This is a genomic window from Paraglaciecola sp. L1A13 (assembly GCF_009796745.1).
In the GTDB taxonomy this organism is placed as follows: Bacteria; Pseudomonadota; Gammaproteobacteria; order Enterobacterales; family Alteromonadaceae; genus Paraglaciecola.
This window is the reverse complement of the sequence record NZ_CP047024.1, coordinates 1,829,932-1,846,594: the sequence shown is the minus strand read 5'-3', so window position 1 is coordinate 1,846,594 and position 16,663 is coordinate 1,829,932. Positions and strand designations below refer to the sequence as shown.

Sequence of the window (16,663 nt, the reverse complement as noted above, 5' to 3'; positions counted from 1 at the left end):
ATTAACGTGGTTGAATATCTCGATTCTCACCCGTTTATTATCCTACATGCGGCCTTAGATAGTACGACATAATGATGAATAGAAAAAAGCCTGTCCACAGCAGGCTTTTTAGCCATCAATGCATCTAAGGGTTAGTCGCGCCCGTGTAGGGAGTCCAAACGCGCTTGGATCCATGCTCTGGCACTTTCTAACGGATGACTGTGTTCAAACATATCGCGTACCGATTTTAACTGTTGCTCAAACAAACCCGATTTATGCAGATCTGCGGGGCTTTCATTTGGTCCAAGCGGCAAGATATGTTCGAAATACGTGCCACTTAAGAAATGACGCAACAACCCTTCACCTAAAAACGCATCATCATTGTTTAAGGTGCGGGTCGCCCGTAACAATCGGCGTATATCATATTGACCTGGGTAGATATCGGGCACTTGTTTTTTAATGCCTAATAGGCTGTAAACACCTATCCGTGCGGTTCTAACAGAGCTCTCAAGGGTAAAGACCACATCATTGTGGGTTTCAACAAATTGCCCCATACAAGCAATATTGGTGCAGCCTTGCGGCACTACCCACGGCCTATCTCCTTTGGCTCGAGGCATAAATTGGCTAGTAATATACGGCATTAATGCGATACGGACTTTAGTGGCTGCCATTACGTCGTTAACTTGTTCGATTAGCCCTAAGTGATAGCAAACTTCCGCAAGGATTTCTTTGCCCGTGCATTGAGGCATTGGCTTTTTAATATAATTACCGTCTTTGTCCATAATCAGTCCGTAAACCCAAATAACAACCACATCTTTAGGCTGGTCACGAAAATGAGGCTGACGGTTTACGGTGAAACTCATTAACCAATTAGAATCGGTAAATGTAATGATCCCACCGGTGACCGTTTTACCCGAACTCGGATCATTCACTGAGAGGGTTTTCAGCTTGTCTATTAGTGGGGAGGGTTTACACGTTAAGGTGGCAGATTGCCATGTGGATGCATCTACATTGCCGCAGAATTTTTCTGGGCGCCCAAATACTGCAGATTTTGCGGCGAGGTTTCTCCATAATTGCCAACCCGACCCTGTATTTGGATCCTCGCCTTGTAACTTTAGTTCAGCCGCCGTGTCATCATTGCCATAGGCCGTATCTTCAACAATGGAACCGGTGGTAACAAACACAAGATCGCGTTCATTAACCTTTATTGTATCAGCACCGTTAATACCAATGGTTTTGATACCGGTTGTCGTCATTACATCGTCTGTGGACTCAATATCGAGATCCGTTACCATGGTGTTACACGTTATCTTCACACCCTGCTCTACCAGCCAGGTCTTCAGCGGAAGAACAAAACTTTCGTATTGGTTATATTTAGGAAATACCAAAGCTGTCATGTCACTCAAACCATCCATAAGATGTAAAAAACGATGCATATACAATTTCATTTCAAGAACCGAATGCCAATTTTGAAAAGCAAACATGGTGCGCCAAAACATATAAAAATTGGAATTCAAAAAGCCTTCACTGAACCACTGCTGCACAGTGATATCGTCTAAATCTTCTTTTCGTGCCAATAACAACTTGACCAATTCTATTTGTTGCAACTTGGTCAAACCCATAATTGAAGAATCTTTTAGCTGCCCCTGCTTTTCTAATAAACGTGCTTTAGACCAGTTTTTATCCACATCATTAACAATTCGATACTCGTCCAATACGGTAAACGGCGCGGGTAATTCCAACGCTGGGATCTCTGAAAAAACATCCCAAAAATTCTGATAGGCCATTTCCATTTCTCGACCGCCTCGAACGAGGTAACCGTCTTGTGCATTCCCCGCACCATCAAGCGCACCTCCTTCTATATTATCGGCCTCTAAAAAGGTGATATTCTGTGGAGGCATATGGCCATCACGGATAAGGAAAAAAGCGGCCGATAACCCTGCGATCCCCGTACCCACTATATAGGCATGGCGTTGTTCAATTCCGGGTGTTGGCAGTGGCCGATGGTTAGTATAACTGCCATGCAAATCAGGAGGAGGAAGGGTCGTATCAACCCCATTATGCAAATGATATGTTGAAGCATCTGGAGACACATTAAATGATTTCTTGTTCATAGCTTCGATATGAATTTTGAGTTTTGTTAGGTCAATTTCAGAATTTCGTGACACGGTGTGACTCCTTAGCAAAATAGAAAATATTAAATAAGCCTAGTGTTAGCCACAGTAAAAACGTAACTGAAATGTTCAGGCCTAGCACCTTATAAATATGTTGGCAGTCTACATACATAACAATCCATCCACAGGTCAAATCGTGTTTTCATTGACCTATATCAAGCATGAAATAAGGAGCCTATCGGACGCAACCAGCGCCGCTGATTCGCCTATTTCCAGCATTAAAAGAATGGGTTTACGATTATAATGAAGGCGGTATTTGGTTTATTGCTCGACTACGTGTTCGTTTTTACTTTGCTCACGTATGCAAAATATTGACAATCCATTTGGTCTCAAACTACGTAGCAAAACTGGCAAAAGAATTAAAATTAATGGGCGGAAATAAAAAACCAGAGTACCTAACCCCCTGACTGAATGGATAGATTGAGTAATTAATCCACCTTCGCCATTAAAATAATCTATAGAAGGTTTAGATAAAATTAGCCACCAGCGAAATCTGCATTGCGAACGATAATTTCTGCGACGTATAACGTGTTATTCATTCGCCCCACAAACAATCTCTTCTAGATCGGCTTTCGCTATTGGTTTGGTACGGTATTGTTTGACACTTTGATAGGCAAGAGATTGCTGCTTATCGCTATCTTCATCTGAGGAAGACAGCATAATAACGGCCGAATCATGTTGAGGAAGCGATTCATATACTTTTAAAAATTCATGACCGTTCATACGTGGCATATTGATATCTAAAAAAATAAGTTCAGGCTGACTATCCAAACCCTGCAAAATATCCAGTGCTTCTTTACCATCATAAGCTTGCAAAATTGTAATATCAGCATCGTACTTTTCTATCATGAATTTCAAAATAAATTGGTCTATGTCACTGTCATCAACAATTAGAATGGAACCTACTGTCATTACAATTACTCGCGGTTAATGTATTGTCCATGTTATCAGGTTGACTGTACTGCATTAATAGGCAATACGACAATAAACCTAGTCTCATTTTTTATATCTTCAAATTTAAGCTGACCGTGAAGCTTGTCTACACTTTTTTTCATCAAATACAATCCAAGCCCGGATCCAAAAGACGTTTTGGGATGAAAACGTTTAAACATTTTAAAAAGGTTTTGACGCTGATCTTTTGGAATACCCAACCCATTATCACTCACCTCAAGTACAAAGTTTGTCTTGCTGTTAGAAGTCGAAATTCTAATGAAAGAATGGCTCTTTGTGAGATCCTGATATTTAACTGCATTAGTAAGTAAGTTTTCAATGATTAACGCAAAAGGACTTTTGGGTAAATAAAGAACACCATTGAAGCGTAAATCATACCTGATGTCTAATCGTTCAAAATTAGGCATATGTCGTATTTTATCAATCGTATCGTCGATGAATAGCTGAGTATTAATGCACTGGGAGTCTTCTTCTGCATGTTGCACTTTTGTGATAGTAAGAATGTCTTTAACAAGATCTTCTAGCTTTCCTAAAGACACTTGAATTAACCCTATACTGGCTAGTGCACTATCTGTTTCTCCTTGTTGAATATAGTGTGTAACAATATCCAGTAGTCCAATCGACGAAATCAAAGGAGAGCGAAGATCATGTGAGGTGCGATAAGCAAACTCTTCCAGTTCTGAATTAGCTTGCTTGATATCAGCCTCAGCCTTTTTGCGAACAGAGATGTCACGCACTATCCCGCTATACAATTTACGTCCTTGAACGTTCACTTCACTTACCGATAGGTCCAGGGGAAAGGTGCTACCGTTCTTCCTTAACCCAACGACTTCACGGCCGCTGCCTATGATCTTTTTCGATCCCGTATTATGATAATTTTTTAGATATCCATCATGTTCACTATGATACGGTTCAGGCATCAATATTTTAACATTCTGCCCAACGGCTTCCCTTGCGTTGAAGCCAAAAATAGCTTCGCACGCTTTATTGTAATGCTCAATACACCCGTTCTCATCGATGGTGATTAAACCATCAACCGTATTATCAAGAACCGCAGCAAGACGCTGCTGCGCCTCTTGTAGCTCAGTGATGTCTCTTATAATACCGCTGTATATTTTTTTTCCTTTTATATCGACTTCACTGATAGAGAGATCCATAGGGAAAATGGTACCGTCTTTCTTTTTACCTTCAACCTGACGCCCACTGCCGATGATCTTTCTTGTACCGGAGGTATGGTAATTTTTTAGGTAGCCATCGTGTTCGCTATGATACGGCTCGGGCATGAGCATTTTCACATTATTCCCGATAACTTCTGCAGTCTTATAGCCAAATAGTACTTCACACGCTTTATTAAATGTTTCAACGCGGCCTACTTCATTAATCGTAATCAAACCATCAACCGTGTTATCAACAATCACCTGAAGTGACGCTTGATTGTCTTTTAAATCCTGCTCGGCACTTTTTCTGTCAGATATATCACGAATGGTACCCACGAACATCGTTACCCCTGAAATGGTCATTTCGTTTACATTTAATTCCATGAAAAAGACATTTCCGTCCTTACGCTTAGCTTGCACCTCACGCCCGACTCCAATGACCTTTTTATTGCCGGTAGATAAATAATGTTTAAGGTAGCTATCATGTTCGCTGTAATACGGATCTGGCATGAGCAATTTTACGTTCTGGCCGACGACCTCATCAGCGCTATAACCAAATATGCGTTCTGCCGAACGATTGAAACTCTGGACAATGCCATATTGGCTCATGGTAATGATAGCGTCGGTCACCGTATTTAAAACGGCGGCTAACATCGCCGCATTATCCATTAAATTGTCTTGCGGGGCGTCTATCGAGGTATTTTTTGAAGACATGAATGTGCTTATTAACCTTTAAAAGGGATAGTCAGGTAAGCATAGACACTTTTGCACATTAAGTGACATATTCGAATGGTTGTTTTTCTCCCTGCTCTAGACAACATTTATTGCTCGTCCATTTTTGACAATCAGCCTTATTTGCCTTTTAGAACAAGGGAATAAATTCTCTCACAGATAGGATCAAAAAACGGGGTCATATTAAAATACCTACCCCGTTTTTATATATTAATAAACACGCTAATCAGCGTTTTATTTAACGACTTCGGACGCTACTCCCATATTAAAATTGCGTTTTATCGACCATTTTAAGCCAAATTGGATTTGAGAAGGCTTTGTGTGCCTTAGTATCTTCTACCACCAAACTTACCCAACCGGATTTTTGCGGCACCTCAAAAGCCACCGATACACTCTCCCCGGTTACTGTCCGCTGAGCGATAACACCATCATTGCCAAGAAGCTGCACAGATTTAAGTCCATTGACTGATAACAAGTCAAATTGGATGGATTGGGACTGATTTTCAGCTAGCTTTAACGTGTCGCCAAACATCACGTTTTTGGGGTAGATAATGGGACCAAAAGACACATAGGAATGACCACTTTTCATTGCTTGTGCAAACGCTTTTGCGTCTGGTTTGCTCGCGGTATACACGAACATGCGGTTTAAACCGCTTGTTTCGTTCCACACATCATGAGTATCGGTGCCTGCTGTGTAATAATAAGGCAGTCCTTCGGACCAAAACTGACGCGCTTTCTCAAGGGCCTTCTGGTAATCCACTACTGCATTGATCTCAATCAAGTCAATGGAGGGATCAAAGCCACCTGGCACCGTGTTTTTCTCCAGACTACTCAGATAACCGTAAGGAATATAAGGGTGATTAGAAGCGACAGACGTTGCCCCCATGCGCCGTGCATCTTTAATAATACGATGGATATCATCTATGCCTGGGTCGACAGATAATTGTGCGCCAATATCAATCGGAAATGCATTAAAGTGCCCCCACGACGGCGAAATTTCTATCGATGGAATAAATGGCACCCCACGCTTATCCGATAGCGCCTTAATGGCAGCATGATTTGCTGTTGAGTCATGGTCACTCACAAATGTCACATTCAGACCCGCGGCTAGTTGCGAACGAACCAAATACTCGGCAGACGTTGATCCCTCCATAACATCTGCATGATGATGCAAGTCACCTGCATACCAGCCATGTTGTGTGGGGTAAGTGCTGACAGGAATTGCGCTGGCTAAGTGAGTTGTTTTGTTAGGTGCAACACTGGCGTTAATCAATACAGGCTTAGCGACAAAGTCACCTCCTGCTGAAATGCTAAGCTGATAATCACCCGGGGCCAGTGTGAAATTAGCCTGACCAATATTATCCAGTTCTGTAAAAAAGGTTTGCGCACCAAAAAATTCAATCAGTGGTTTACTGCCTTTTTCGATTTGAATTTTAGCGTCTAATGCAGACTTAGTTTCGGCATCTGTTACCTCAATACTAACTTCCCCAGGAGACAAAAGGTCATCGAATGACAGAACTTGTGACGCATTGTGGGTAATTTTGACGTCATGCATTGTGCTGTTGGCAAAACCTTTACCGGTCGCATACGCCTGATAGTTTCCCACGGGCAGATTAATACTGTACTGGCCATTTTTACCCAATACCCAAATGTATGGCACGCCATCTTTAAGCACCACCACAGCGGGCTCAACAATCCGCTTACCTTCTTGGGTTTTGACGCTTCCGGTTAGTGATCCGGCCTTTTGATTTTTGCGTTCAATCTCTGCCTGCACGACTGGTGAGAGATCACCGCTGGCGAGCACTTGATAATCGCCTTCAAATGACATTGATTCTGATTTACCCAAATTATGCTTGGTATATAAATCACGAGACTGGTTTTTAAGCTCAGTCATATAGGGTGCATGCAGTGCAACGGCCCAATCAGCATCGTAGCCAATAAATCGGTCTGATATAGGATTGTTGACGACCACTTCGGGGTTATTCCCGTAGCCTGGCACGGCAAACTTATAACCACCGTCCGGCCACAAAGTATAACCAGATAACATATCCGTTAATGCCTCGCCTTCATTGGTCATAGTGGTTTTGACATGAATACGGTCAGAACCAGATTCAAGACTGTACACCGTCGTAATAACAACCTTGGCAAAGTCACGCGTAATCTTAACAATTGCCTCATCTTGAGTGTCTTTAAGGATATCAACCCTTTGATAGGTATTAGGCCAGCTTGACCAGTTATTTGGAATGAAATCAGCAAAGGCAACGCGGTCACTGCTTAATGTCCCGTCGTCGGTAACATTAGCAATATCAACAATACAGCCACGAGCAACCCCCCATGGAGGAGCGGAACCTAATGCTAAAGAAAATGCTAACTTGTCATTTCTGATAGTGAGGTCTTTATCAGATGTTGCGTTACCGGCGGGAATAATGGTCTTACCCTGAATAATAGAGACAGCAGCATAACTCTGTGCTGTCCCAACCAAACCAGTGACCAATATAAGAGCACTAGTTACAAGGGCGTTACTAAACGGTTTTATCATGAAGATTACCTGATGATGAATGATGAATAGAATGTCTATTTAGCGAATGCGCGCAGGAAGGGTAAACGTTGCCTGTGATCTAAGCAATGAGCAACGGGTCGTATTGAGCTTGTAATAGTTTCCTTTGAACACATTTATTCAAATCACACTGAAAGCTAATTTAGCAAAAAGATTATTTTTTCTTATTTAAAAGCACCACTAAATCGTTAAATAGCAACGGCTTTGAGAGGTAAAAACCTTGCACATAATCGCATGAAATTGTTCGTAGATAATCAAGTTGTTCTTGGGTCTCAATCCCCTCGCCAATGGTAACTAAATTGTATGACTTAGCGATAGAAACGATCGCATTGACCATCGTCATCTTTGAAGGATTGTTAGCATCAATATCAGCCACAAATGTCCGATCGATTTTCAAGCAATCTACTGGGTAGTTAAGCAGTTGATTAAACGCGGTATAGCCAGTACCAAAGTCGTCTAACGCTAGACTCACTCCTATTATTTTCAACTCATTTAGTATTCGAAAACTGGTTTCATCCGCCTCTATTAGGCTCGTTTCTGTAATTTCCAATTCAATTAGGCTAGGAGGTATACCGTGTTTTTCAATTAAGGTTTTTAATTGTTTTGGAAAATTATTATTGGTTAATTCAATAGCCGATATGTTGATACAAAATACGGGGGCCGTGCGGTTATCGGCAATAAAATACGTATTGATCGTGTTAAAGGTCGTTTCAATGACCCATAAATCGATGCTTTCAATAATGCCAAAATCTTCTGCAATCGGAATAAATATATCGGGAGTAATTCCATGCATGGCCGCTGATTTACATCGAATAAGCACTTCAACTCGAGTGGGTTTTAAATCAGAACACGTAAAAATAGGCATAAATCGAAGCGTAAAATCGTCTTCTAACAATGCATTTTTTAAATTCTCAGCAATGTTCTTTTTGAAATAAATGGCAGATGCAAGACTATCATCAAATAACTTAAACTGACCTTTGCCTTGTTTTTTAGCGCAGTACATCGCTGAATCAGCCCGAGACATCAATTCTTGAAAGGTGATTTTTTCACCATTGGAATACGCTACGCCTAAACTGATACCCACTTTGACTTCACAACCACTGACGGCCAAAGGATCAACTAATACCGCTATAATTCTGCGACTAAATTCAACTGCTTTCTGGTTGTCGCAATCAGTAATCATAAGCACAAATTCGTCACCAGCTAATCTTGCAAATGAAGAATGCACTTTTAAGTTCATTTCAGTTAGCAGTTCGCTCACTTTCAGGCAAATAGCTGCGAGTAGTTCATCACCCACAACGTGCCCGTAGGTATCGTTTATTTTTTTGAAATCATCCACGTCAAAATAAAACAAACTCATTGAATGATTAGCAACAGTGCTTTTGAATTCTTTATCTACTTTTAGAATCAATCCTCGCCTATTAAGCAACCCCGTAAGTGAGTCTGTGGTTGAGATTATTTTAAGACTATTCTTTTGGCGTATAGTCAGTAATACAATCGTCACAAAGAGTAAGAATAAAATCATCATAAGTAGATCAGGTTCAGAAATAATTTCGCCCGATATATGAAAACTGTGCAACGTTAGTACGTAGTCACCTGGAACCTTAGCGTCGTCAATAATAAGTTCAATTAATACAATATTGGATAAATCAACATGGGATTGTTCGTAGCCAATATTTCGTTCTTTTTTCCACCACTGTGCTACAAACAGCGCTTTTGTAGGAACATTTAACGTCGTTATTTCATCACGAATTTCGAACTCAATCGTATTGAATTTATCACTAACGGCAATATCTTCTACTGAATATGCTGGGTTATTATTTCGCAAATGTAACTTTATATTGGTGCGTTCTACTGGACTCTTAATACTGGCTACAATTTCAATTGACTGATAATCAGAAAGATTGATCCCTTGGCTTATTTTTTCGTCATGGCTGTATTTGAGCTTCAAGTCACAAATAGAATAAGTTTTGGTTTGAGAAAGTCTACAAGCCACCGTTATCAGGTGATTGTTCAGATCAAGCGAACTTTGCATGCCGCCTTCATCATAGTTTTCAATACCAACGAGTGTTGTAGGAGATAACAGATCAAGTGAAACGTCCATTAAACCAACGCGATGACCGATTAACGCCAATATTGAACAGGTTATAAATGCAAGTATGGCTCGGGATCTAAAGTCGCGAAAAGCGCTTGTAATCATATTATCTAATTCAGTCAATTATCTAATGTTCAATTAAAAAATATAAATGTATCGGCATTTAATCACTCATTTTGAGCAGTAACAGCATTTTTCAATTATGCTTTTTTAGCTATCTTTTTTAGCTATATAGTACCGAAACATTGGCAAAGTGAAATTTGGGTTTTCATATCGCGTTAAGTTTTTTATCAATCTTATGCAAATTATATTTTTAGTCGGTGGTTAGAATAAACGCTGTTTCTGATCTAAGCAATGAGCAACGCGCGTACTTTCGTACGCAAAAACGCCATAAATAAGTTATTTGAATCCTTTGAAACATAACAAAATTAGAAAGTGAATGCCTCAACTAGATTGAAACAGATTCGTGTTATTGACTGGTCGGTTATCAATACGTAGTCAGAATTCAATCTGTACCTTCCCCCCTCCAGTCACTTATGCCACTTCGATTGTCTGATCGATTTAGTGAGCCGCGCCCTGTAATGAACACCTATAACGTCAAAAATAACCATGCTAACCATTTTTAGCGATTCAAGTACGGCCTCAATAATGAACAATACTTCTTAATGAGACAGGAAAAGTCAGACAAATAGTAAATAATTTATCTTCAGGTATAAACCAAGCCTCCCACTCAAATGATAATAGATATCATTTACATTGCGTTTTGCGTGTGGAATAATCTTGTTACTAAAACACCACTCATTTAAAAGGCATCGTCCACCATCATGATTAAGCAAAGATTTAGTTATTTCACCTTACTGACCGTTTTTACTAATATGGCACTTGCCCAAACAACAAATCAAAACGACGCAAAAGCCATTGAGAAAATCGAAGTAACGGGCTCATATATTGATGGATATGGCGCTCACTCAGCTAGCGGAGCCTCTCGATTAGATTTAGATATATTTGATATTCCCCAGTCAGTATCAGTGATAACCAGCGCGCAAATGCAAGACTTTCAGTTGAACGATATTAATGATGCACTCGACAGTGCCACAGGCGTAAATGTGCAACGTATCGAAACCGACCGTACTTACTACACGGCACGTGGGTTCGATATTACTAACTTTCAAATAGACGGTATCGGACTGCCACTGACCAGCGGAAATAATCACGCAGATGAAGACACCGCTATTTATGAACGAGTTGAAGTAATACGCGGGGCAAATGGCTTAATGACTGGGGTGGGTAATCCATCGGCGACCATTAACTTTATCCGTAAACGACCAACCCTTGATACGCAAGCGAAGGTCAACGCGACCATAGGTTCGTGGAATAATCGGCGTATTGATGCGGATGTATCTACGCCCATTACTGATAACGTGGCCGCACGAGTTGTCGCGGTAAAACAGGAACAAGATTCTTACCTTGACCGCTACGAGCAAGACAAAACGCTAATTTACGGTTTCGTAGAGGCCAATCTGTCCGACAGCACTAAGTTATCATTAAGCCACAGTTACCTTGATAACAAAGCAAAAGGCAACAACTGGGGTGCCCTGCCATTATTTTACACAGACGGCAGTGCGACGGATTATGATACATCTACCAACACCTCAGCTAACTGGTCAAACTGGACGGTGATCAAAAACAACACAGTAGTAGAGCTTAGTCATTACTTTAATGATAATTGGTCGCTACGCAGTACTTATTCCCATAAAAGCACAGATGAAGATACCGAGCTTTTTTATGTATTTGGTACCCCTGATAAAGAAACTGAGCTGGGTCTAACGGGTTATGGAAGTGAGTATGATTTAGACGATGAACATAACTTATTTGATTTGTATGTGAGTGGCGATTTCAGCTTATTTAATCGGGATCACCAAGTGGTATTTGGGCTTAATTACGCCAAAATGAGTTACACAGACTCGTCATTATATGATTACACCACAGGTAACGGATTCCCCCCTATCACCAATTTAAACACGTGGGATGGCAATACCCCTAAACCCACTTTTGCGGATGCCCTAACTGGCAGTGATGTACAAACGAAACAAAAAGCAGCCTATTTTACCGGACGTTTTAATGTTGCCGATGGCTTGCATATTATCGCGGGCGGTCGTTTCAATGAGTGGCACGCACAAGGGACATCTTACGGAGTATTGCAAGATGTTGATGATGATGAGTTTATCCCCTATCTAGGTGCGGTGTATGAATTTATGCCTAACACCGTAGCCTACGCAAGTTATACCGAAACCTTTGTGTCGCAAACTGAAGTCGACATTAATGACGACATCCTTGCTCCTATAACCGGTGAGAGCCGTGAAATAGGAATTAAACGTCAATGGCTAAATGATTCGCTTATTACCTCTTTTGCATACTTCGATATCGAGCAAGTCAATGTGGCTATTGTTGATCCTGCCACCGCTGACCTTCCTATAGCAGAGCAACGCTATATTGGCGCAGACGGTATAAACAGTAACGGGTTTGAGCTTGATATTGCAGGTCAACTGTCTGATGGCTTACAGGTCAGCATCGGCTATACCAATTTTGAAATTGAAGGCGATGAAACGGTAAAAGCGTATACCCCCAGCCAACTATTAAAGCTTGGCGCGACCTATCAGTTTCAGCAGTGGGAGCAATTCAGTGTGGGCGTTAATATGCGCTGGCAGAACAAAACATCACGCAACCAAGGAGTTGTCGGTGAAGGATTCTCTAACGCCGGAGATACTATTACCACCGCACAAGATGCCTATAGCGTGGTGGATTTAATGGCGCGATACCAGATTAACGATGCCATCATCTTAACGGTGAATGTCAATAATGCCACAGATGAAAAATACATTAATAGCTTGTATTGGGCACAAGGTTTTTACGGCGCACCAGTTAATTACAATGCCACCTTAAGCTGGAAGTTATAAACAATCAAAACGATATCCAATAGCCACATTACAGATCAAAACGAGCGCGCTATTTACTAAAAACACACGCTCGATTGAAAACGATATGACAAATAATGCATATCGTTTTTTTGTTAGATTAAGGACCGAATGATATGCGAAAAACACTTCATAAATGGCACGCTTATGGGGCTCTCTTGGCGCTCATTCCCATGCTGCTTATTTCCTTAACCGGCAGTATTCTGGTTTTTAAGGCAGAAATCGATAACCTCTTAATGCCAGAAAAGTTACAAGTCAACGTAGCAAAAACGGCAGAACGATTGCCGCTGGACACATTAATAGACTCAGTAAAAAACGCTCACCCCAATTTTGAGGTTGGCACCTGGGAAATATTTGACGACAAGCAACGTTCAGATGCAGCCTATATTATTCAACACAAAAGTAGCGACTGGTTTAAAGTCTATGTTAACCAATACACAGGCGACTTGCTATCCAAACCAGTGGGCCTTAACAGTGATTTCACGGACTGGTTATTGGACTTGCATTTCACCCTGTTAATGCACAATGCCGGTATCATCATCGGTTTTGTGGTGTCGTGCATTCTGCTGTTTTTAGCCCTTAGTGGACTGATTATTTATCGCAAGTTCTGGCAACGCTTTTTGACCTTACGCTGGCAAGGCGCAAAACGTATTTTGTTTAGTGACATGCATAAAATGGTTGGTATCGTCGCCTCTCCCATATTATTGATTTTATCCATCACCGGTGGTTATTGGAACGCAGCAGAGCTGTTGCATGAATACACTGAGCATGCCCACGACCCAATCCCCACTCAAGTAGCGCCTAGATACGATAAGCAGTTATCAATTCAACACCTACACGACAAAGCCAAAACCCTAATAAGCGAATTTACCCCAACTTATTTGGTACTACCTTATGAAGACGAGATGCAGATAACTTTTTTTGGCGATGTACCAACGTTTAATCCACTTAATAGTGAATACGCCAGTACCATCACGTTCGATAGTCAGACAGGCGAGTGGGTCCACCAACAAGATGTCCGCGATAACACTACTGGAGCGGTGATCATTGACAGTTTCAGAAAATTACATTTTGGCGATTTTGCAGGCTTATTGAGTAAACTTGTTTGGTCCACTCTCGGATTAAGCCCATTGTTACTCGGGTTCACCGGCTGCTATTTATTTTATAAAACCCGTAGAATGAAAACGCAATCGAAGCACAATCGCCGAAAGTTACACAGCAGCAACGCCCAGATATCAGGTTGAACAATTAGCGGTAGATTGCGCATATTTTCGCCCGACATAGTCGAGTCAGGGAGGCCCAAGAAGGAATACATCGTATATTTTTCTTTGGATGAAGGCTTTTTATATAAACCCAAAACAGCACCACACTGCAAAAAGTATCAATCGATACTCATGACACCACACCAACTTTTTCGGTAGGAAACAGCAATCTTACTCTCCCTAAAGAAGCATGTATTCGCAAAATATTTCGCAATCGCAATAATGAGATGACACGAGTATCGACAACGATGGCGTAATTGTGACTGATAACAATGGAGTCTTGTTATCGTCAGGCTCGATAACCAACACAGGAACACCCGACGTTAAATCTGGCACGATTATCAACCAAGGCCAACTCATTAATCGCGGTCACATTGTTGTCAACGACATCTTATTTAATAGCGGTGTTATTAATAATCTCGAAGGTGCTCAGTTCGAAAAAAATGGTCTTATCAATAATACAAAAGGCAGCTTGATTTCTTTTTCTGATGGCGAGACGTTAGATAGGTCAATCATAAACAATGGGCTAATCACAATGGCCGATAATGAGTTACTAACGTTAACAGGTGACATTATGGGCGCAGATATTTTGCTAGCGACGTATTTTTATCGGGCACAAGTATCAGCCCTAGTAATAGCCCCGGTTGATGACCTTCGACGGAGACGTGACCGCACTTAATACAAACCGGGTGTTCGAGATAATGGACACCTAACGAGGATTAAGCTACGACGCGGTCGATATTACCGGTAATCTCACATGGTTGGATTTATACAACTCATTCACTATTTATTCTTTTGTCGATTTTGATACTGTGATGAATTTTGATTACAACTTCTTAAATGTCCCCGGTGATATTCCAGACGGTGACGGCAATGTAATCACTGACCTAGCAACAACTATGCTGACATTTAGTGATAACTGGCTTGGCCGTAGGATTGCAGGCAATGATGGTTTGTCACTGGCATTAGAATATATTGCTGACTTATGACCTATGACCTATGACCTACAATATGTTCAACTACAACGTGATAACACCAATGATGTACCTGAGCCTCCGGTATGGATGTTCCTATTCTTCAGCGCCGCATTTTTTATACTGCGTAAAGAAGACCCTAAGCCAAAGCGAAAAGAGGATTTAACAAAATAAGTCACTACATTTACGTAAGGAAATCGGCGTTATTACGCCGTTTTTTATGTTTGTCAGCTCAGCCCTTCCATTTCTCAGATACTGACGTGCTACTCTCGCTGCGAAGGTAAACTAAAGACAATCATCTTCCATGTGAATCCCATTGTATTTCCGTTATAATCGGCGCAATTTGGCGTTCGTTGCCACACACTACTTTACTTTGAGCATTTGATGACTGTTGAAACCTTTAATCCCAAGCAAACCACGACCCTAGAAACCCCGGTTAAGATCCTTGAAGCCGACAAGCCAGCAACCTTATCAACCGGTTCACGGATCGGTTTCGTTAGCCTGGGCTGTCCTAAAAACTTAGTGGATTCTGAACGTATTCTGACCCAACTGCGCACCGAAGGGTATGACGTGGTAAATACCTATAATGACTCAGACTTAGTCATAGTGAATACCTGTGGCTTTATCGATACGGCTGTACAAGAGTCACTGGACACCATAGGCGAAGCCTTAGCTGAAAACGGTAAAGTGATTGTTACTGGTTGTTTAGGCATTAAAGAAGACGAAATCCGTGAAGTACACCCCAATGTACTTGCTATAACGGGGCCACACGCTTATGAAGAAGTGGTGAATCAAGTGCATCAGCACCTACCACAACCTAGTCATAACCCTTATTTGAACTTGGTACCGGATATAGGCGTTAAGCTTACACCTCGTCATTACGCCTATTTAAAAATATCTGAAGGTTGTAATCATCGTTGCACCTTTTGCATTATTCCATCAATGCGTGGTGATTTGGTCAGCCGTCCTATCGGTGAAATATTAGATGAAGCTCAGCGTCTAAAAAATGCGGGGGTTAAAGAGTTATTAGTGATTTCACAAGACACCAGTGCTTATGGCGTCGATGTGAAAAACAAAATGGGTTTCTGGAATGGTATGCCTGTTAAAACCGGCATGACAGAGTTATGCGAAAAACTCGGCGAAATGGGCATGTGGGTGCGCTTGCACTATGTTTATCCGTATCCTTCGGTCGACAAAATCATGCCGCTGATGGCATCAGGCAAAGTATTACCTTATTTAGACATTCCATTTCAACATGCCAGTCCGCGCATCCTTAAATTGATGAAACGCCCAGCTGCTGCCGAACGCACCATGGAGCGTATCAAAAAGTGGCGTGAGCTATGCCCTGAATTGGTTATTCGCTCGACCTTTATTGTTGGTTTTCCTGGCGAAACAGAAGAAGACTTTCAAATGTTGCTCGACTTCTTAGATGAAGCGCAATTAGACCGTGTAGGCTGCTTCAAATATTCTGACGTAGAGGGCGCCAAAGCCAACGATTTGCCAGACCCTTTAAGCGAAGAAATAAAGCAGGAGCGTTTTGAACGCTTCATGCAAAAACAACAACAGATCAGCACCGCTAAACTACAGCGTAGAATAGGACAAACCATTCAAGTATTAATAGACGAAGTCGACGAAGAAGGCGCTATTGGTCGTAGTTTTGCTGACGCCCCTGAAATCGACGGTTTAGTCTATTTAAATGGCGACGTTACGCTCAAACCTGGCGATTTAATTACTGCCACAGTGGAACATGCTGACGAGTACGATTTATGGGCCTCACGCCCAGTAAACAGCGATGTTAGTCGTTAAT

10 protein-coding genes are annotated in these 16,663 nt (G+C 41.5%); 5 read left to right on the top strand and 5 right to left on the bottom strand.

Annotated features, from left to right (window positions below; all coding sequences use genetic code 11):
• Window positions 1-131: 131 nt before the first annotated feature.
• From GQR89_RS07740 to GQR89_RS07720, 5 genes are all read right to left on the bottom strand, one after another.
• On the bottom strand, window positions 132-2,147 hold the full coding sequence (locus tag GQR89_RS07740) for an oleate hydratase (protein ID WP_233269117.1): 2,016 nt from the start codon (window positions 2,145-2,147) through the stop codon (window positions 132-134).
• A 537-nt stretch (window positions 2,148-2,684) separates the two neighbouring features.
• The gene (locus GQR89_RS07735; RefSeq protein ID WP_158769515.1) at window positions 2,685-3,065 is read right to left on the bottom strand and encodes a response regulator; all 381 of its coding nucleotides are present in this window, start codon (window positions 3,063-3,065) and stop codon (window positions 2,685-2,687) included.
• Window positions 3,066-3,100: 35 nt separating this feature from the next.
• Window positions 3,101-4,975, bottom strand: a complete 1,875-nt coding sequence (locus GQR89_RS07730) for a PAS domain-containing sensor histidine kinase (protein WP_158769514.1) — start codon at window positions 4,973-4,975, stop codon at window positions 3,101-3,103.
• A gap of 283 nt (window positions 4,976-5,258) precedes the next feature.
• Window positions 5,259-7,532, bottom strand: a complete 2,274-nt coding sequence (locus GQR89_RS07725; RefSeq protein ID WP_158769513.1) for a CehA/McbA family metallohydrolase — start codon at window positions 7,530-7,532, stop codon at window positions 5,259-5,261.
• A 172-nt stretch (window positions 7,533-7,704) separates the two neighbouring features.
• Window positions 7,705-9,750: a bifunctional diguanylate cyclase/phosphodiesterase gene (locus GQR89_RS07720; protein WP_158769512.1), complete on the bottom strand. Its 2,046-nt coding sequence runs from the start codon at window positions 9,748-9,750 to the stop codon at window positions 7,705-7,707.
• 719 nt (window positions 9,751-10,469) lie between these two features.
• Between GQR89_RS07720 and GQR89_RS07715 the strand changes: the two genes are divergently transcribed.
• From GQR89_RS07715 to rimO, 5 genes are all read left to right on the top strand, one after another.
• Window positions 10,470-12,602, top strand: a complete 2,133-nt coding sequence (locus GQR89_RS07715) for a TonB-dependent siderophore receptor (RefSeq protein ID WP_158769511.1) — start codon at window positions 10,470-10,472, stop codon at window positions 12,600-12,602.
• A gap of 134 nt (window positions 12,603-12,736) precedes the next feature.
• Window positions 12,737-13,864 carry a PepSY domain-containing protein gene (locus tag GQR89_RS07710; protein WP_158769510.1) on the top strand — a complete coding sequence of 376 codons (1,128 nt, stop codon included), beginning with the start codon at window positions 12,737-12,739 and terminating at the stop codon, window positions 13,862-13,864.
• Between the two features lie 277 nt (window positions 13,865-14,141).
• Complete coding sequence (locus tag GQR89_RS21500; protein WP_233269116.1) at window positions 14,142-14,561, top strand: hypothetical protein; 420 nt, start codon at window positions 14,142-14,144, stop codon at window positions 14,559-14,561.
• Window positions 14,562-14,697: 136 nt separating this feature from the next.
• Entirely contained in the window at window positions 14,698-14,871 is a 174-nt protein-coding gene (locus GQR89_RS21495; protein WP_233269115.1) for a hypothetical protein, read from the top strand.
• 369 nt (window positions 14,872-15,240) lie between these two features.
• Window positions 15,241-16,662, top strand: a complete 1,422-nt coding sequence (gene rimO, locus GQR89_RS07700; RefSeq protein WP_158769509.1) for a 30S ribosomal protein S12 methylthiotransferase RimO — start codon at window positions 15,241-15,243, stop codon at window positions 16,660-16,662.
• The last annotated feature ends 1 nt before the right edge of the window (window position 16,663 follow it).